Below are 20,570 nucleotides of genomic sequence, written 5' to 3'. Positions count from 1 at the left end.
AAAAAGAGTATTAAGATAAAACACTTATCGTGTTAAGAATATGTAAATTTTGGATATATGAAGCATAATTCATGCATAAGTTATATCTATTCACGCTTAAATATATGCATATTTTATTGTGAAATTTGTAAAAATAATTGATTATACAGCCGTTCATCCGTAAACTGAATATAAAACGAAACTTCATTCAGTGGGAGTTTTTGCTTTTCTCCCACTGAATGATTAGCCTGTGTGATTCAGGGAGTCAGCGCCCGTTATCCCCGCCTAAATAAATTAATTCTCTCTCTTTATTTGGAGGCGGGAGTTTTACGGGCGGTTCTCCGTGATAAAGATTTACCCAATCAAACGTTACAAGAGGAGGATAAGATGCTTCCAGTTGAGAGACAAAAGAAAATAATTGATTTGCTTATGGTGAAAAAAGTAATGAGAATGCCGGCGCTCCAAGAAGAGATGGAAATTTCTATAGATACACTGCGAAGAGATATTAATGCCCTTGCCAAACAGGGAAAAATAAAAAAAATATATGGCGGGGTCAAATTAGCAGAGCCAAAGCTCGGTGAGATTTCCATGGAAGAACGGATGATTAGCCACTTAGATGAAAAAACGGCCATCGCTAAAACATGTCATGCGCACATTGAAGAGGGTGACTGCATTTATCTGGACAGTGGGTCGACGACTTTTCAAATTGCAAAATATATTAAAGAGAAACGAAATCTGACAGTCATTACGAATTCTGTTCCTGTCATACTCGAATTAATGAATAGTCATATCGAACTAATCGTTATCGGGGGTAAAGTCCGAAAAAATGAACAGTCTGTTGTAACCTATGATTACTTGTTTAACTTTCATCAATTAAACATTCAAAAAGCCTTTATCTGTGCAAGCGGCATCACAATAGAGAGAGGCATTTCAGATTATAATGTGGAGGAAGCCCTTGCCCGCAAAAAAATAATTGATCTTTCTCACGAAGTCTATGTAGCTGCCGACAGTTCAAAATTTGGAAAGAACGTTACAGTAAGTATTGCAGAATTGGATAAAGTGAATTATATTGTGACGGATGAAAGAGTAGATGAAAGCTTTAGAAGGCAATTCGCCGACGTGAAGACAGAGCTGATTATAACTACAGAGTAAGATTGAGATGAACATAGGGAGACAGGTGTCACATATTAGGCTGTATTGCAAATGGCTTCTAATATGTGATTCCTTATTTTAGGATAAATAGCGAAATCATAATATTTGGATCAAGCTCACTTTTTGATAGCTACTTCACTTTCTCCGGATTACAAAATGAAAAAGAGAGATGAACGAATTCACCCCTCCATTGAAACTATATTTTCGCTCTTCACGAACAGAATACTTACCCACAATCAAAGTTCATTCAGCTCATCAAATGTTACCTCAACATCAAATACTCCGTAAGCATACGGCCCAAGCACATAGTGTTCATAATGAAAGACAAGCGAATCCTCTGTTAGAACAAAATGACGAAAATTATCCCATTCTGGTTGTGTTGCCTCCTCCAGCTTATCTAATTCCGGTCCTTCATTTTCTAACTTATGATATATTAAATCACCAAGATTGCTAAGTTCCGTTTTATTTTTCACAAAATCGCGGATTGTTAATTCCCGTTGATTATTTACGTCATAATTAAACGGATGTTGATAAAAAAACGGGTGCGGTCCTCCGAGATTCATGACTTGCGCAAACATAAAGGATACATACGCATCCGTCACTGTCGGCTCCCCAAAATAAAGACTTTCTCCTGCTGGATACGAATATCCTTCAAGTTGTTTTTCATTTTCTTCAAATTCTGCCTCAAATTCTTTAAAATGCTTTTCCGCTTCTTGTTTAATTACTTGATCTACTTCCTCCATACCAAACACTGGATATTCAGCAGAAATCTCTATCCATTCCCCTGCTTTTTCGATTTTTTCTATATCATATTCTGGTGATGTTGGCGACTGAAATTCTGATTCCTCTTGTTCTTCATCATCAGATACTTCTTCCTCTAATTCTTCTTCCGCTTCCAGATTTTCTTCATCAGATTTATTGTTCTCTGACTCTTCGCCTTCTTGTCCCGCGTCCCCTAACGCATCTTCATCTGTCTCGACTTCTTCATTCATTTCTTGTGAATGACCTGCTGCGACTTCTTGTGTTTCCTTACTATTATGATTGCTATTGCTGCCGCATCCTACCAGCCCTAAAATAAGTAGTATAGCCATCCCTGTAATAATAAATTTTTTCTGCATTACCTCTCTCCTTATGTCCTGTTTTAATAGTATTCGAACGGAATATTCCACCTTATCTGATAATACCTTTTATTTTACCATAACTATACAGGTTTTCTAGGAAAAAATAAGCAGATTGGTCATACAACAGATAAAACAAGCAACATAAGCGTCTCCACTCACATTGCTTGTTTTATCTAACCTATTTCAACTCCGGCCAGAACGCCCGATTCGCTTCAATCAAATCATCTAAAATATCCTTCGCTACTTGGGCACTCGGAACGGTTTTAGATAAAGTAATCGCCTGCCATAATTTCTGATAAGAACCCTCTTCAAACGCTTCTACCACTAATTTTTCCACACCTACCTGCTGTTCCATCAAGCTTTTTTGGAATCTCGGAATTTCACCGACAACTGTTTTTTCAGGTCCATTGCTGCCAACGAGACATGGTACTTCCACCATCGCTGTCGGGTCAAAGTTTACGATAGCTCCATTATTTTCTACAATCATCAGCATGCGTTCCTTTGTATTAAAGGCAATTGCTTTTGCCAAATCAACAATATAAGAAGCATGATCGTCTGTTTCCAGCTTGGTATCTTTTGCTGTTCCTTGATCAATAATTGCCTGACATTCACCGAATACAAACTTCTCGCGGCCTTCCATCACTTCATTAGCACGGGTATGGTTTTTATCAGAATGTGCTACTTCTGCATCCGGATAGAAATAATATTTCAAATACGTGTTAGGCACCGTATCCGCATCCAATGCTTGGACATCTTTCGCTTTTTTAAATGTGCTGTTCCAGCTTGCTTCTTCTCCCGGAATATCCTGTCCGCCCATGGTATATCCATATTTGCTGACATGTTCTGTTACTTGCGGCATCAAGCTGTTTCCTTTTTTATCCCGAATATCTGTCCACCAACCGAAGTGATTTAAGCCATAATAATTTACTTCCATTTCTTTACGAGAAGTTAAACCTAAGCTTTTAGCAATCAATTCTTCAATTCCAATCGGCATATCACAAATATTTAAAATCTTGGAGTTCGGTCTTAATTTGCGTGTCGCCTCTGCGACAATCGCTGCCGGATTGGAATAATTCAGCATCCAAGCATCCGGTGAATACTTTTCCATATAATCAACCAGTTCCAGTACACCCGGAATCGAACGCATGCCATAAGCAATGCCGCCGGGGCCGCATGTTTCCTGTCCGACAACGCCATGATTCAATGGGATTTTCTCATCCTGTTCACGCATCGCATATTTTCCAACACGTATATGTGCCATCACGAAATCAACATTTGTAAATGCCTCTTCCGGATTGGTACTTGCCAGCAAATTCACTTCCGGTGCCCGTTCTTTTAATAAAATCTCACATGCATCCGCAATCGTTTGTTGTCTGTCTCCATCATTATCATAGAGTTTAATCGTATCAATCAGGAATTCATCCAGGTAATCCATCAGCATCAAGATAATCCCAGGTGTAAACGTACTTCCGCCTCCAGCAATCGTAATGTTAAATTTTTTCATCGTAAAACGCCTCCTGCTATATTTTTAAAGTTTTGTTTCAAAGGAATCTCTCACTTGCGGTACACTCAACCCTACAATGACCTGTATACTTTGACCGCTTTGCGCTATTCCGTGCGCCATCTGATTATGTGTAAAGTAATCATTTCCTTTGACCAAGTCCGGGTCCTTCACTGTGACACGCAATCGCGTTGCACAGTTTGTCACATCTTGAATATTATCTTTGCCGCCAAGTCCTTCTAAATAGTAGATCGCTTTCTCTTCGTATTCGGACTCATATTGAGGAGCTTGTTCTTGTTGGCTCCCTTCTTCTTTTGCCTGCTTATAATCTTCTTTGGTATATAATTTAGCCTCCTCTTCATTTTTTCGTCCCGGCAAGGCAATATCGAATTTCACGATAATCCACCTGAATAAGACAAAGTACAATGCCACAAAGATAAACCCGACAATCGCTTGGATGATATAAATTCCGCCATGACTGGAAGAGAGCGGAATCCAGTTCAGCGCTGCAATCTCAATAAATCCGGAACCCATCATGCCAACCACACCAAACATGTTCATAATCGTCACCATCGTCGCTCCAAGAAGCGCATGAATCACAAATAAATACGGTGCGATAAACAGGAATGTAAATTCAAGCGGTTCGGTAATGCCAGCAAATACGGCTGTTAATGTTGCAGGCAACACAAGTGCAAGTACCTTCTTCCGGTTTTGTTTCGGTGTAGAATAATACATAGCAAGTGCAATACCTAAACAGCCAAACATCTTAACATTTCCTTGCATTAGGAACCCATATGGATAAAGATCCTTTAATGATGCAGTGGTATTAGCAAATTCATTTAAATGTTCAATCCAATATGGTTTTAACCCTTCATTAACAGCTGCCGGGCCATACTCAAACGGTGTATAGATAAAATGATGCAACCCCGTCGGAATAAGCACCCGTTCCAAGAAATGAAACAGCCATACGCCGATGTAACCAGCCTGTGTGATGAACCCTTGCAAGGAACCAATCCCCTGCTGCACATATGGCCAGGCAAATGCAATCAGGAATGCAAAAGGCAGCATGACAAGAAAACCGATAATGGTCACGAATACAAGTCCTTGGAAAATTCCCAGCATGTCCGGTAATTTCTTATCATAAAAACGATTATGTATCCAGATCACAATACCAGATATAGCAATCGCACCAATGATATTCGTATCTAATGTTGGAATACCTGCAATCTCTTTCACACCTGTTAAATTTTCAACACCCTGGGACAAATCAACACCAAACGTCGATGGCCAAAGCGTTAAAATCGCATTGATATAATTATTAAAAACGAGATAAACCATCAACGCGGCAAGTGTTGCCCGTGCCTGTGCTTTCTTGGCAAGCGAGATCGGTAAACCGATGACAAAAGCCAATTCCATATGATCAAAAATCGTCCACCCGCCACTTTCAATAATGGTCCAGATGCTATACCACATGGTCCCTTCTTCTGCGATACTCCCCATAATAGCCGGATTTTTAAATAATGTTGCAAGCCCGACTACAATACCGAAGAACGCAAATAAAAGGACGGGAACAATCATCGCACTACCAAACCGCTTGATTGCATTCATAAACAAAAACCCCTTTGCTTTAATCTGTAACTCCAATATAAAGGTAGCGCTTTCAAATTCCAATAGGTTTGACGCGTTTAGAAATAACGTAGTAACATTAGATTATATTTTCATAAAACGAAAATATTTTCATTATGAGAGGTGGAAAAAAGATGATTTTGGATAAATTGGTAAATAAGTACTACGATAACTTAAACGAGAATGACCTATATATTATTCAAACCATTCACGGCCATATTAACGATATGAAGACGATGAAAATTCAAGATTTGGCTACGTGCGCACATACTTCCATCTCATCCATCCACCGTTTGAGCCGAAAGCTGGGATTAGATGGTTACAGTGACTTGAAATCTTATATAAAATTAAACACTTACACCGAAGAAACCACCCAAGACCTGATGGAACTGCTCAACCAAGATATACAGCAGACGATGAAATACATGGAGCAGCTGCATTATGACAAATTAAATCAACTGATTGACCGAGCACCTTACATATATATTTACGGTACAGGAACAGCTCAGTTGGATTTAGCCAACGATGTACAGCGTCAGTTATGGTCGTTGCATAAGAAATCCCTGGTGTTGCGAAATGAACAGGACTTTAAAAATGGGATTGAAGAAATTGGCGGGGAGGACCTTTTATTTATTATTTCTTTATCCGGAGAATCGAAAAACCTGGATGAAATCATTCACATGGTAAAAACAAGAAACATCCAATATGTCAGCGTGACCACCTTGCGAAATAATTTTCTGGCACAAAATGCCATGTTTAATATCTATGTAAATATCACACCGTTTTATTTGTATAACAAAGTAGATAACTCCAGCTTTCTTCCGTTTTACATTGTTTTTGATATTATTGTAAGGAAGTTTAGCGAGTGGAAGATAGAACAAATGAAGAAATAATATGATTTCCCCACCATAGAGAACGAAGATAGTTTTTAAATACGAAAACACCTTATTTCTGCATAAAAAAGAGACCAGCTCCAAATAAAAGCCCGTCTCCTTTTTATATATTTATTTGGTAAATGAATCCTTCTCTTTATCTTCATCCTCTTCATTTTCTTCTTTCTTTTTCAGTTGTTCATGACGCTGACGTTGACGATAACCATACGTTGCATTCAGCACAACATCTTCATCCTCCAACGCTGTACCAAGCGCTCCGATGACGGTAGATACACTGGCAGCAATCCAGGCAATATAGAAATAATTAATTAATCCGGGGTCACTCGAAAGCTGTTCATCCAGCATTCCCATCGGTATAAAAACAAATACACCGACAAGGAATAAAAAGAACAGCATCACATAATAAATACAAATGGTAATCAATAATGTTAAAAACGTTGTTGCATTATAAAGCTTTCGCGTATAATTATTACCCTGATCTCGCTTTCTTTCCCATAATCGATGAATTAAAATAATCCATAGCGTCATGGCTAACACAGAAAAGACGGTAAGTAAACACATTCTGAAAATGGTATAATGCTCACTTAACAACCATAATGTTGGAAAAACCAGTGCATAGGAACCAGTCGCAAAAGCAATAATCAGGATTTTCAAAAATGCAGGAAACATATTCCAGGGACGATTCGCCCGTACCATTCCTCCCAATAAGCGGGTAGAAATACTGCTTCTTCTCCCCACCGTAAAACGAACGTCCATATATTCTCCTTCACTATCATCTGGAGCTTCACGTTTAAGCGGGGACAGCCAGCCAAAAAATTTGCTTGTCATCAAATTTTTGGGATTATTTATATCAATATCCTTGTGCTTGCTACGCTTTGACTCAATACGTTCTGCAGAACGCTCCCGATCCTCATCTGAGCTCCCATAATACATTTCATTCACCAACTGCATAATGGATTCCCGTAAACGCCTGATCATAAGAGTCGAACCAAAGCTTGGCATACAGATTAGTGCTATATTTTTATCCTCGTTTGCTTCCGCAACAATCAAACGTTTCTCTATAAACAAAGGAATATCCGTTAAACAGACAGCGTAATCCCACTCCTGTTCCTCTTTCTTTTTCTGTGTGGCTTCCAAGACTTCTTTTGAATTGGCACCCCCACCTATTAAAGGATCTTCTATATAATCAATTTTCCATTCAATTTCTTCTTTCACATAGTAGGAGAGCAAAGACGGCAATTCATTTTGGAGTCTTGCTCCTATTTCGTTTGGATATCCTGGTGCAGTTATGATACCAATAGATCTTGTTGTTTCATTCAAGTTGGTTTCACCTCTATTTTTGTATGTTGTTTTGTACGTCTATGTACTTTTAACCGAAAAAGATGAGAAGTAAACTTCTTTTGTTGGAATAGGGATAAGGGGCTTATATAAATCATCATTTCATACATATTTATTATTATTCATGAAATGACTGGGTTTTAGAAGCAGAATGATTAAAATGTTGAAAAGAAACTAAAGTATTTACTAAATGTAATAAAGCTTTTCATCTTTTTATCAAAAAAGATGAAACAAGAGGTCAAACTGTAAGTTAAAAAATGAAAGCCACACGCTCTAAAAAGAGAATGTGGCTCACCCAGAAAACTATTCCTCAGTATAATTGAAAGATTGTAAGAACAAAACAGGTTAAAGTTCTAGATAAGACACCCCATCTCAAGCTGTTCCTGCGTCCTCGGCATGAACACCATGACGATAATATTCCTTATGCTCAGGTTCCATTGGTTCTTGTCCCCGAATAATATCTGCCGCTTTTTCTGCTAACATTAACACGGGTGCATGGATATTTCCATTCGTCGTATGCGGCATAGCAGATGCGTCCACTACCCGGACATTGTCTAATCCATGAACCTTCATCGTCAATGGATCGACAACCGCCATTGGATCAGAAGCGGGCCCCATTTTTGCAGTACAAGACGGGTGAAGTGCTGTTTCCGCATCGTTTGCTACCCAATTCAGGATTTCCTCATCGGTTTGCACCGAAGGACCAGGTGAAATTTCACCAGTACTGTAAGGCGCTAATGCCGGCTGGGAAAGAATGTTACGTGAAACTCTAATTGCTTCCACCCACTCCCGCCGATCCGCTTCAGTAGACAGATAGTTGAAAACGATGCTTGGATGCTGGAAAGGATCACGCGAACGTATCTTTAAACTCCCTCTGGAATTGGAGTACATCGGCCCAACATGTACTTGGAATCCGTGCGCTGTATCCGCTTTTTGACCATCATACCGAACGGCAAGCGGAAGAAAATGGAACATTAGATTCGGATAATCGACCTCTTCATTTGAACGGACGAACCCGCCGCCTTCAAAATGGTTAGATGCTGCCGGTCCAGTACGCCCGAGTAACCATTGTAAGCCAATCCAAGGCATTTTTGCTTTATTTAAGCTTGGTTGTTCTGAAACGGGCTTTGGACAAGCGTGTTGAATATATACTTCGAGATGATCCTCAAGGTTTTCACCAACACCTGGCAGGTCAACAATCGGATTAATGCCAAGGGAACGTAAATGATTAGCGTCTCCTACACCGGATAATTGTAGTAATTGCGGTGTATTGAATGCGCCACCGGAAAGAATCACTTCACCTGCATTAACATGATAGGTCTTTCCATTTTTTTGATAGGTTACGCCATTGGCTCGAGTACCATCAAAATTAATACTGGTAACAAATGCACGTGTCTCCACGGTTAGATTTTTACGACGCATTGCCGGACGTAGATATGCGCGTGAAGCAGAAACGCGTCTGCCGTTATGCACTTGACTGTCAAATGGGCCAAATCCTTCTTGACGAAAGCCGTTTACATCAGGTGTTCGATGATAACCAGCCTCGACAGCTGCATCGAAAAAGGCTTGAAATAGAGGGTTTGTGGCTGGTCCACGCTTTAATTTAATTGGCCCGCCGTGGCCTCGATACTCATCAGATGGATCAGATCCAAAAGCCGTTTCCAGCCGCTTAAAGTATGGAAGGCAATGCGCATAATCCCAACTTTCCATACCTGGGTCAGCTCCCCATCGATCATAATCCTTTGGGTTACCGCGTTGGTATATCATGCCATTTATAGAGCTTGATCCTCCAAGTACTTTTCCTCTGGCATGCGCGACATGACGTCCATTCATATATGGTTCCTCATCGGTTTCATAAATCCAATCATAGAAACGATTACCTGACGGAAACATTAAAGCCGCCGGCATTTGGATAAACAAATCCCAAAAGTAGTCGCTGCGCCCTGCTTCCAGAACAAGTACACTGCTATTTTCATCTATACTTAGGCGGTTCCCGAGCACAGAACCTGCACTACCTCCGCCAATAATGACATAATCATATGTTTGATTCATCTGAAATACCTCCCTAAAAACTGTTTCACTGTGAAAATACAAAGGAATTTAGAAAACATTCATCAAAATTTCTTTTGCTAGTGACATAGATTAGCAGGATTTTCTTTGTACTTAAGGAAATCCCGCAATCTCACAAGTTATTTTATCTTTTGCAATTATTCCTTCGTTAAATTTGTTAAATATAATTTTAACGAAAGAGATAAAAAAATTAATCAAACCAATGAATAGGTTCAGGTCGTTTATTACGATAAATATGTTTCACTTCGGTATATTCTTCCATACCTTGCTGGCCAAGTTCACGGCCTATGCCTGATTGTTTATAACCGCCCCAGGGTGCTTGCGCAAAATAAGGATGGAAGTCATTGATCCAAACAGTACCCATACGCAAACGTGCTGCGATAAAATCAGCCTTATCCAAATCTTGTGTCCATACGGCACCCGCCAAACCATAAATCGTATCATTCGCTAAATTAACGGCTTCCTCTTTGGATTGAAAGGTTTCTACTGTTAATACGGGTCCGAACACTTCTTCTTGAACAATGCGCATGTCGTTTGTACAGTTTGTAAAAATAGTAGGTAAATAGAAAAAACCGTTTTGTAGTTCCGGGTCATCTGGACGCTGCCCACCGACAGCTAATGTGGCTCCTTCTTTTTCGCCTATATCCACATACTGTTCCACTTTAGCGCGATGTTCTGCAGAAATAAGCGGACCGCTTTGTGTACGTTCATCAAAACCATTGCCCAGTTTAATACGTTTGGTTCGTTCAATCAGGGCTTCTACAAAATCAGCATGGATACTTTCTTCCACTAAAAGTCTGGATCCCGCAGAACAAACTTGCCCAGCATGGAAAAACACAGCGTTTAAAGCCTGATCAACTGCTGTTTCAAAATCAGCATCAGCAAAAACAATATTGGGGTTTTTCCCGCCAAGTTCGAGCGCAATTTTTTTCACATTATGACTCGCTGCTTGCATGATGGTCTTTCCAGTCTCTATACCGCCTGTAAAGGAAATTAAATCAACATGAGGATTAGCAGATAGTTCTGCACCAGTAGCTGCGCCAGCACCAAGCACTAAGTTAGCGACACCTTTTGGAATACCAGCCTCTTCTATTAATTGAAAGACTTTCCCTGTCGTTAACGGTGTAATTTCACTCGGTTTCACCACAATAGTGTTCCCTGCTGCCAGTGCAGGCGCAATCTTCCACGCCGCTTGCAGCAAAGGATAATTCCAAGGCGTGATTTGACCACAAACACCAACCGGTTCGCGAACAATTTTACTTTCACTATCAGGTATCGGTGATGGAACCATTTCACCACCATGTTTATCCGCCAGTCCACCGTAATAAAGAAAAACGTTCGCGATATCAGCCATATCATCACGGCTTTCCTGGATTGTTTTCCCTGTATCTAATGTCTCCAATTCCGCCAATTCTTGTGAATCACGACGAATCAACTGACCAATCTGATAAACAAACTCACCGCGCTCATTCGCTGGTATTGTACTCCAGCTGCCCTCATCAAACGCTTTCCTTGCTGCTTGAATCGCTTCTCTGGTATCTTCTTCCTTTCCTTCTGCAGCAGTTGCAATGATTTCTTGATTATAAGGGTTTATAATCTCTCTTGTTTGACCAGATTTAGCTCTAATCCATTCCCCATTTATATACATGTTTTGTAAACGCAAACCATCACTCCTTCGCTAAAATCGTTTGTTAAATTTATTAAATAAAAATTTAATATTGTTAATAAAGTTATCCTAACAATGTTTTTATTTACTTGTCAAACGTCTAAAAAAATATAAATGGATGATATGACTGCTAAGACAACGATACAACAAGCGAAAGATTATTTTCCAATTTGACAAAAAAGAATCTTTCGTTACTCTGTTAATAGAATGAAACATTCAATAATTTTTGAATGTATTTATTTTATTTAACGAAGGAGGTCGAAATGATTCATTCATTAAAAATTGCCAATAGCACTTCCGGCAAAGGTGTGTTTAAATCAATGTTTGCCAAATTCTAAATGAGAAGGGTGTATGACAGTTAATGAATTTTCGAAGACTAAGTCAGCTATTTTTATTTACGATTATATTTTTTGCACTAACAGCTTGCGGTTCGGATAGCGAAGCAGATAGCTCAAGCAACACAACAGACGAAAACAAAGATACAATCACGATTGGACAGATTAATTGGCCTGAAAATATAGCTGTTACAAATTTGTGGAAAGCTATCCTCGAAGATGAGGGGTATGATGTGGAGTTAATGCTGATTGAGATGGGGCCCCAGTTGGCAGCATTAGCTGAAGGAGATTTAGATGTGGCTCCAGAAATTTGGCTGCCAGTACAAGATAAGAATTATTATGAAGAATATAAAGATGAAGCTCATTTTTTCGAAGAGCCCTGGTACGACAATGGGAAAGTCGGGTTGGCTGTTCCTGCACATATGGATGACATCAATAGCATTGAAGACTTAAATGAAAACAAAGATACATTTGACGGCAAGATAACAGGATTTGAACCTGGCGCAGGAACAATGTTAACAACGGATGACGTCATTCAAGAATATGATTTGGATTATAATCTCGTGGAGAGCAGCGAGGCAGCAATGATCACCTCCGTTAGGAACGCGGCAGAAAACCAGGAACCTATCGTTGCACCGTTATGGAAACCGCATTTTATTTTTTCAGAAGTAGACTTAAAGTTTTTGGAGGATCCTAACAAAACCTATGGGGAAGTAGAAGAAATTTTTATGGCAACCCGTGAAGGATTTAACGAAGACTTTAAAGAAGTAAATAATTGGATGGAGACCTTTCAATTGAACGATGAGCAGCTTGGTGAATTAATGGTTTATGTGAAAGAAAATGAAGACAACCCTATTGAGGGTGCAGAAAAATGGGTAGAAGAAAATCAGGATGTAATCAACGAATGGATGGAATAAGCATAAATAAGAGGCGAAACTTGGCATAAGTTCGTCTCTTTTCCTGCTAGAATACGTGGGAGCATCGTTTTACCTATAACGAATCCTAAAACATGTTCTTCATGTGTGCAGCCACTACAATCTTTGCACATCTCCTGGTGAATCTAAGTTGCATACCCAAGTGATTCATTATAAAATATAAGAAACGTTTAATGAATTATAAACAAATTGAAGAGCGGAAATTATTGATTGTTCCTAATAAAAGAGGTGCCGTAATGGAAGGAAATCAGAATCATTTTAATGGTGAAAAAAACAAAGAAAAAATCAGCCAAGCTGAAAACCTGATGGTTAATACATTTTCAGAAACGATGGATTTTTATGGAGTTACCCCTTCAGTCGGGCGCCTGTATGGAATGATGTATTTTAAACATCAGCCCATTACGTTGGATGAAATGAAAGAAGCACTAGGCATGAGTAAACCCAGTATGAGCACATCTGTAAGAAAGCTTCAAGATATCGGTATCGTTCAAAAAGTGTGGCAGAAAGGTTCACGAAAAGATTCTTTCATGGCTGAAAAAAATTTCTTTAATTATTTCTCTCATTTTTTTGGCATGAAATGGGAACGTGAAGTGAGTATGTTTATGGGTAATATTAAAAAAGCGCAGGAACAACTGAATGAAGTGATGGAAGATAGTGAAACCGATGAAATACTACGGGAAAGAGCTAAGCTGGATTATCAACAGCTTGATGATGCTATGATATATTATCGCTGGTTGGAAAAACTTACAAAACTCACTAAATCTGGCGAAATCTATAACTATATACCCGTGGAAGACGTAGACGAAAAAGATTAAGAGAGGTATCCCTTCTCTTTTTTTGTTAACAAACGAACGATATATTTTATATACTCCAACCGTTCATGGTGGTACAGATTGAAGAAGAAAACATGCATCTGCCCATGCAGCTTTCTTCCTCAGTCTGTTGCCAGCTTTCCTCCACTTTGCTTTTCTACCTGATCGGGAGCAATCTCCTCCTTTGGTTCAATAAAAATATGCCGGTCCGAACGTTGTTTCGCATTCCTTTATATACAGACACCTTAGCCGCCCTTCTTCCAGAGGCATTATCAAACCACCCCGCACTTATCTTTGATAATCCCTTCTGCTTCTGTATCAAAACCTGTTAACCTTTTTAATTTTGCAACGTTATAAGAAGATGTTTTCTGATAGAGAGGTAAATTCTCCGTCAGTCGATCAATAAGCTCGAGCCATAATTCTTTTAGCTCTTCCCTCTCATTAACAGCCCATGAATAGCCTAATCCAGCTAAATAATCGCCTTGATACCATTCCAGCACCATAAAATATTGTTCCATATCCACTTCTTTTTCTGTTAACAAACGCTGTGCCGCTACCTTAAATTGATGAGATTGAATCTGTACATCATCATCCATATCAATTTGATAAAATTCTTCCTGACTGATGATTTCAATAGGAGCATCAATTTGCTGTAGAGTCTTTCGAATTTGATATATCGCTGAATATAATTGCGCATTTGCTTTTTCCCAAAAAAGGTTACTCCACAACAATTCGATTAATTCCCTTTTCAAGATGGTCTTACCATGATTATGGATAAAGTAAGCAAACAATTCTTTGGCTTTAGACGTACGCCATTTTACATCTGCCCGTATATCACCCTGGTATATTTGCAACATTCCCAAATCCTTAATAAGCGATGTTGATTTATCGGGCATCATGTTTCGTTCTATCGCCTGTTTTTCTTTTATCCGCTGTACAGCTACTGCCAAACGCTCCTGCTTCACAGGCTTCAACATATAATCCACTGCATTGATCTCAAAAGCTTCCGCTCCATATTCATTATACGCCGTAACAAACACAATATATAAGGAAGGGTTTATGTTTAATAGCTGCTTGGCCAAATCCGTTCCTTTGACATAAGGCATACGTATATCAAGAAATACAGCATCTACCTTGTGTGCCTGAACGTGACTGATTAAATCTTTCGCATCCATAAACTTGCCTGTAACATGCACTCCTTCGATTTTACTTAACTGCAGATCCAAATATTGTAATGCTAAATGTTCATCGTCAATAATAGAAATACGAAGCATAGCATCTTCTCCCTTTACATATTAGAATAACGTCAAAATACGGCTGTTTACTTCATATATTTATCAGCTAAATCTACTCCTTAAAAACTATTTCCTCCCTGACATAAGAAATATCAATGATTCCTGTCACCGTGTTATCCATCCTATCATTGCTTGTGATGCTGCATGAATTGCTCTGCGATGAATGGTACGATATTATCAAAAATATGCGTATCCCCGTCTGTAATGGAATATCCACCCTCGTATTCGCTATTTGCATTCGTCACTTGAAATGCTTTCATACGGTCAAAAACGTCGTTAGCCGTCTGAACCTCATCCACTTCCAAAAGATATAAAACGAGAAAACCATAGATAGCCGGGGATTCATAGTCCACAACAGGTTCTTTGGTTTCCAGATCGTACATACCATATACAATCCCGTTCTCCGACATTTCCGCTTGTATAAAGCTTAAAAGTTCCTCAGATGAATTTCCGACTTGTGCATCATGATAGGCAGTAATGACTTGATCAACCATGTTGATGTCGGAATCATATGCATATGTCTCATTTTCAACATTGTAGGATTTCGGATAAAAACCATTATGCAAAGGAGCTTCTGTTAGTACACTTGTGGTATTCTCTACTACCTGCCTATTTAAGCTGCCTTGTTCAGCCATCTTGTTCATGGCTTGTATATCAATATACGATAAAGTGATGTTCGAAGACGCATATCCTTCCTCCCGATCATAGAAATCTGTGAATATACCAATGTTGACATTATTTGCAGAAACATATGCATTCATCGTATTAGCTGTATCTACATATGCTTCTTCTCCCCACAATTCATAAGCATCCAGCAAAGCACTTGAAATTCGAATATCATCAATGAACGCATTCGTCGACACCTCACTAATCCCATCTTCTGTGAGTTTCCAATGTACAAAACCGTCATTTTCCAGAAAAAAAGTATTTAACTGTTTATAACTTTCAGCAAATAATTCGCAATCTCCTTTTTCTAATGCGTAAATCATCCAAAGCCCCAGTGTTTCAGAAAGCGACTCGCGTCCTGCTACCAAGTCTTCATCCTTTACATCGCTATGTTGAATATAAGTGGCTAGCAAACCATTATCATTTCTTAACCACTTATTCATAAAAGCTACATTTTTATTATCTGTTTCGTTCGACTCTTTGGAAACATCCATCGTACAACCTCCTATCAAACAGCAAATACCAATGAATAAAATGAAACGTCTCACGTGCTATCCTCCCGCATACTACTTAGAAATCAGTAGTCCTTGTCCAACGTTCATTTTTATATACGCAACAATTTTATTTGCTGAATCGCCTTGTCCAAATGGATTTTGAATCTCGCTCATCAGTTTATAACTGTCTTCATTTAAAAGTAGACGTTGGGACGCTTGAAAAATCATCTCTTCTGAGGTTCCTACAAGTCGCAAGGTGCCAGCTTCCACCCCTTCTGGACGTTCAGTTGTGTCTCTTGCAACCAAGACCGGAACACCGAGCGCAGGGGCTTCTTCTTGAATGCCGCCAGAGTCTGTAATGATAAGATAGACGTTTTTCATGACATGTATAAATTGTTCATATTCTAAAGGCTCAATAAGATAAATATCTGCATTCCCGCCAATTTCATCAAGCGCTATTTCTCTAATGACAGGGTTTTTATGAATCGGGAAGATAACCTGTACATCCTCATTGGCATCGACAATACGACGGACAGCCCGGAAGACAGATTGAAGTGCTTCTAAATTTTCCCTTCTATGCGTGGTTAATAATATCGTTTTTTTACCAGTAGCCAAAATATTCTTAAGCTCTTCAGGAAGATTGCTTTTTCGACGGCTAATTTCCAATAGAGCGTCAATCACTGTATTTCCCACGACTTCAATATATTCCTCTGGTACATTTTCTCTTAGTAGATTTTCTCTGTTTCTGTTCGTTGGCGCGAAATGATAGGTTGCGATTTTGCTAACCAGTTGACGATTAATTTCTTCGGGAAAGGGGGAATATATATTATGTGTTCGTAGGCCCGCTTCCACATGACCAACAGGAACTCGTTGCAAATACGCCGCATATGCGCCTACGAATGTCGTTGTTGTATCTCCATGAACCAGCACTAAATCCGGTTCTTCTTTCTCAATCACTTTCGATACCCCGTCTATAAGTCTATTCGTTAAGTCTTCCAGTGACTGTCCCTTTTTCATAATATTTAAATCATAATCCGATGTGATACCAAATAAATGTAGCACTTGATCAAGCATATCTCTATGTTGCGCTGTATTAACAAAAATACTCGCTATATCTGGATCTTGTTCTAACGCTTGCACAACAGGTGCCATTTTTATTCCTTCAGGTCTTGTACCAAAGACGGACATAATTTTCATCAATGGAATTGCCCCCTTATGATTATTATTTACTTTGCTCGAATCTTTCGGTTTTGTACCATGTAACATCTTGTTTCAACATGACTCGTTTCAGTTCAAGGAATGTAGCATAAGCCACTAAGACAACCCACAGCTGGGAGTAGACAAAATACATCAATACAGCAATTAACGCATTTTTAAACGTAAGCTGGTTTTTCTCAAGGCTGAGTGCAAGCCAGACTTCAGCCAGAAACATAAAAAATCCGGTAATCAATAAAAAGATGGAGACAGGGCCAATCGATAAATCTAAATCAAAAAATAAATTCGTAATAAAAATGCTGTGTGAGATGATAATGCCGCTAAAGAACAAAATATATACAAATAGAAAATAGAATAAATCCAAAGGTACTTTTTTATTCATTACCTGTGACGGGCTCAAAATAAATTTGGCAATCACATACTCATTCCCACGCGCCCAACGGGTTCTTTGCTTCCACCAAACCTTTAAACGCTCTGGTTCCTGCTCCCATGTAATGGCTGAAGGAAAAAAGCGAATGTGATAGCCAAAGTTATAGACACGAAAACTGAGTTCCGTATCTTCCGATAATGCTTTTTCATCCCATCCACCAAGTTCTTCAAGAATAGAACGCCGAATAGCAAAATTGGTTCCAGGAATCGTTGTTAATTTGAACCAAGACCAGCGCCCCGCCTGTGCAAGCCATTGAAACGTCAATGTTTCAATATTGATAAAACGTGTCAGTAAATTTTGATGCGCATTTACCACTCTGAACTTCCCGACAACAGCTCCGGCCTTTTCATCTTTGTTTAAACCAAGAACCAAATTATAAACCGCTTCCGGTTCCGGCGTATTATCAGCGTCATAGACAACAATGACTTCCCCTGTTGAATGTTTTAACCCTTGATTAAGAGCGCCGGATTTTCCTTTTCCCCCTTGTGGCGGTTTCGTATGAACCGGCTTAATAAAGTCATATTTTCTCGCATAGTTATCAAGAATAACACCTGTATCATCACTGGAATTATCGTTGATGACAACCACTTCCAGTTTACTTTTGGGGTATTTCAAATGAATCATTGATTCAATCGTATGTTGAATCACCATTTCTTCATTGTGAGCAGGAATTAAAATACTGACAAAAGGCATTTCTCCGGGATCTTCATCCCATTTTTGCTTAATTTTTGGATGATGACGAAAATATCGATAGCCGCCTAACATTAAAAACATATGGTAAAGAAGCATAAACCAGATTAAAAATAAGGAAAAGTAAAGAATAAAATCAGCCATTGCTCACCCTTCTTTCTGCGCTATCTGTCTGCTTTTCTTTTGTCTTTTGGAAGGCAGTAAAGCAAATCAATACAATAACCGTCAAAGCTCCAATCCAAGCTATAACCCATGCAACATTTCTTAAAAATTCCTTGATGTGGTACGCGGTATAGTCGAAGGATGTTGTCATTAAACCCAAATGATCCATATTCACATCAATCTCCCCGTTTCTACTGACGATGGTGACATTGTCAACTTTCACGGTATTATCCATTTCCTTTAAATCAATCCATTCAATATTCGCTATTTTTTCCATCTCATCCATCAATTCAATGAATCCTTCTTCCCCCAGATAAGGATGATAAAAACTGCCAATCACCCCACCATCCGTCACTTGGTACAATTCTGCTGATTCCATCATATTTGCGACAGGGTCATCTAATTCAGGCTGCACAAAACCAATCGTCTCCGGAAGTAAAAGCATCCCGTTTAAGAAATCCGGTTTGGATGCATACGGGGTTGTATTCATAATCTCCCATTCTTCGTCGCTAAGCTGAGCTTGCCCCACATAAGTGGAAAAGAATTCCGACGTAACCGCATAACCATTCTGAGACATGGTATAGTGGGGGGCTTCAAACGACAACGGAAAGATACCATAATTCGCTAATTCCTGTACCCCTTTCGTCAGACGATCTTCAATATATGCACGTTCAAAATGTCGATTTTCTTCCATGTACGTCTCGTACGCTTCACGACGCTCAAAATCATCCTCTGACAAGTTAACTACTTCTTCATCGGGACCGTGATAAATGGGCATTTCATTTTCGACATCCCAAAATTCAAAGCCTTCCCCCGTTTCGCTCTGCCTAAATTGATGCGTATATCCGTGCAGGACAACACTGCCTCCATTTTCCTGCATATATTTGAGTACTTTTAACACTTCCGGCATGTCCTCAAATCGATATTCTTTTCCAGTTTCAGGATCCGTATAAACCGGAATCACAGCAATCATATAAGGAATATCTCTTTCTTTTAATTCCTCTGCGATAGCCATGAGACTCTCTGGATCAACTAAAGGATGAACATCCTCTAAACGAATATAAGCAGGAGTCTCTTTATTCGTCTCTGCATCAAACATGGTATTCAGAACTTGTGAAAAATAAACAGAGAATGGAGAGAGTAGAGTGTCCGTAGCAACATAGTAACGGTCATCATGATGCACAATCAGCGGAAACACTCCTTGATTGCCGCTTCCCTGCACCAAAACTTCCACATCTTTATCCAACTTCGTTTCTATAATGTATTCCGGCTCAATTTCTCTTGTTTTGTCTTCATCATCCATATACGCAAGTTCATCTATCGTTTGTTCGGTGCTCTCTCCCGTTTCAACGAAAGTAAAACTATCTCCTAATTGTTCCACATTATGCCCAATAGCCATTGTCGGTCCATCAAATGAAGACACTGCATCGGGAATATCATTTGAAAGATTTTCTTCCGTTTCCCCGTAATAAACGAGATGAGTCACCTCATTCAAATCCGTTTCTTCAAAATTTTCCGAATTAACAAACGAAATATTTCCCGAAAAATGCCCTAGCGCCATATCGAGTACCCTTTGGTTTTCATCTATATTTCCATCGTCAGATGAAAATATCACTAATATATGTATATCTGGATGCATTTTCTCGATATTAGCCTCTATTGCTTTTACGTTACTCTCGTTATAGACTAGCAAAAATGTGATGAAAATAACGGTATACAACAGAAATTTCATTTTCATACTCCACAAGCACCTCCTTTATAATCATATAAATCAGCTTATATCATTTCTGTTTGTGCTTTAGTACTTAGTTTTATAATACCTTCCAACGTGTATAAAAGAGAACAGTACGCGTCTGTACAAAATCTGTACAACCTAATGCTTAGTTGAATATTAATTATTAAATAAAAATAACTATAAATGATTTAACGCGTTTCCTATTTAAAATAATGAAGCATATTGTTAAAAATTTGTTGTTTATTTTAAACGAGGAGGATTTCTTTGCGATTACGGAGATAAAATGGTACAAAAAATCGCCAAACAGTGATGAGAAATGTTTGACGATTGGTTAACGTTTGTTAGAAAAATGGTCCTGTATCGGAATCTACTGGTATTCAATTTAAAAAAGTCAATAACATACAAATATCAGGTGTAAAGTGGAGTTCGTTGAGGACTTATCGTTTTAGGAAATC

Annotated in this window: 15 protein-coding genes; 4 read left to right on the top strand and 11 right to left on the bottom strand. The window is 39.0% G+C overall.

The features are described 5' to 3' along the window. The first annotated feature begins 366 nt into the window (after positions 1–366). Positions 367–1,131 carry a DeoR/GlpR family DNA-binding transcription regulator gene (locus tag B7E05_RS01475; protein ID WP_080871976.1) on the top strand — a complete coding sequence of 255 codons (765 nt, stop codon included), beginning with the start codon at positions 367–369 and terminating at the stop codon, positions 1,129–1,131. 236 nt (positions 1,132–1,367) lie between these two features. On the opposite strand, the gene B7E05_RS01470 is transcribed toward B7E05_RS01475, so the two are convergent. The 3 genes from B7E05_RS01470 to B7E05_RS01460 form a co-directional block, all read right to left on the bottom strand. Then, on the bottom strand, positions 1,368–2,249 hold the full coding sequence (locus B7E05_RS01470; RefSeq protein WP_080871975.1) for an RsiV family protein: 882 nt from the start codon (positions 2,247–2,249) through the stop codon (positions 1,368–1,370). A gap of 181 nt (positions 2,250–2,430) precedes the next feature. After that, a complete protein-coding gene (locus B7E05_RS01465; protein WP_080871974.1) occupies positions 2,431–3,756 on the bottom strand; it encodes a 6-phospho-alpha-glucosidase in 1,326 nt (441 codons plus the stop codon). A 24-nt stretch (positions 3,757–3,780) separates the two neighbouring features. Further along, positions 3,781–5,361 (bottom strand): alpha-glucoside-specific PTS transporter subunit IIBC, encoded by a 1,581-nt coding sequence (locus B7E05_RS01460; RefSeq protein ID WP_080871973.1) that lies wholly within the window; start codon positions 5,359–5,361, stop codon positions 3,781–3,783. Between the two features lie 152 nt (positions 5,362–5,513). Between B7E05_RS01460 and B7E05_RS01455 the strand changes: the two genes are divergently transcribed. Continuing rightward, entirely contained in the window at positions 5,514–6,272 is a 759-nt protein-coding gene (locus tag B7E05_RS01455; RefSeq protein ID WP_080871972.1) for a MurR/RpiR family transcriptional regulator, read from the top strand. Positions 6,273–6,383: 111 nt separating this feature from the next. On the opposite strand, the gene B7E05_RS01450 is transcribed toward B7E05_RS01455, so the two are convergent. The 3 genes from B7E05_RS01450 to betB form a co-directional block, all read right to left on the bottom strand. Then, positions 6,384–7,592 carry a hypothetical protein gene (locus B7E05_RS01450; protein WP_080871971.1) on the bottom strand — a complete coding sequence of 403 codons (1,209 nt, stop codon included), beginning with the start codon at positions 7,590–7,592 and terminating at the stop codon, positions 6,384–6,386. Positions 7,593–7,982: 390 nt separating this feature from the next. Continuing rightward, positions 7,983–9,662 (bottom strand): choline dehydrogenase, encoded by a 1,680-nt coding sequence (gene betA, locus B7E05_RS01445; protein ID WP_080871970.1) that lies wholly within the window; start codon positions 9,660–9,662, stop codon positions 7,983–7,985. 208 nt (positions 9,663–9,870) lie between these two features. After that, positions 9,871–11,328 carry a betaine-aldehyde dehydrogenase gene (betB, locus tag B7E05_RS01440; RefSeq protein ID WP_080876178.1) on the bottom strand — a complete coding sequence of 486 codons (1,458 nt, stop codon included), beginning with the start codon at positions 11,326–11,328 and terminating at the stop codon, positions 9,871–9,873. 379 nt (positions 11,329–11,707) lie between these two features. On the opposite strand from betB, the gene B7E05_RS01435 reads away from it, so the two are divergent. Further along, a complete protein-coding gene (locus tag B7E05_RS01435) occupies positions 11,708–12,598 on the top strand; it encodes a glycine betaine ABC transporter substrate-binding protein (RefSeq protein ID WP_080871969.1) in 891 nt (296 codons plus the stop codon). 254 nt (positions 12,599–12,852) lie between these two features. Then, entirely contained in the window at positions 12,853–13,431 is a 579-nt protein-coding gene (gene cudC / locus B7E05_RS01430) for a choline uptake/conversion transcriptional regulator CudC (RefSeq protein WP_080876177.1), read from the top strand. A gap of 269 nt (positions 13,432–13,700) precedes the next feature. On the opposite strand, the gene B7E05_RS01425 is transcribed toward cudC, so the two are convergent. From B7E05_RS01425 to B7E05_RS01405, 5 genes are all read right to left on the bottom strand, one after another. Next, entirely contained in the window at positions 13,701–14,702 is a 1,002-nt protein-coding gene (locus B7E05_RS01425) for a response regulator (protein ID WP_080871968.1), read from the bottom strand. 146 nt (positions 14,703–14,848) lie between these two features. Next, entirely contained in the window at positions 14,849–15,937 is a 1,089-nt protein-coding gene (locus B7E05_RS01420; RefSeq protein WP_143833152.1) for a glycosyl hydrolase family 8, read from the bottom strand. Between the two features lie 18 nt (positions 15,938–15,955). After that, positions 15,956–17,080: a non-hydrolyzing UDP-N-acetylglucosamine 2-epimerase gene (gene wecB, locus B7E05_RS01415; protein WP_080871966.1), complete on the bottom strand. Its 1,125-nt coding sequence runs from the start codon at positions 17,078–17,080 to the stop codon at positions 15,956–15,958. Positions 17,081–17,105: 25 nt separating this feature from the next. Continuing rightward, positions 17,106–18,362: a glycosyltransferase family 2 protein gene (locus tag B7E05_RS01410; RefSeq protein ID WP_080871965.1), complete on the bottom strand. Its 1,257-nt coding sequence runs from the start codon at positions 18,360–18,362 to the stop codon at positions 17,106–17,108. Then, on the bottom strand, positions 18,355–20,118 hold the full coding sequence (locus B7E05_RS01405; RefSeq protein ID WP_080871964.1) for a polysaccharide deacetylase family protein: 1,764 nt from the start codon (positions 20,116–20,118) through the stop codon (positions 18,355–18,357). The genes B7E05_RS01410 and B7E05_RS01405 overlap by 8 nt, the downstream gene beginning before the upstream one ends. Between the last annotated feature and the right edge of the window lie 452 nt (positions 20,119–20,570).

The organism is Oceanobacillus timonensis (assembly GCF_900166635.1).
Lineage (GTDB): Bacteria > Bacillota > Bacilli > Bacillales > Amphibacillaceae > Oceanobacillus > Oceanobacillus timonensis.
Note: the sequence above shows the minus strand (reverse complement) of the source record. Positions and strands in the feature narration are given on the sequence as shown.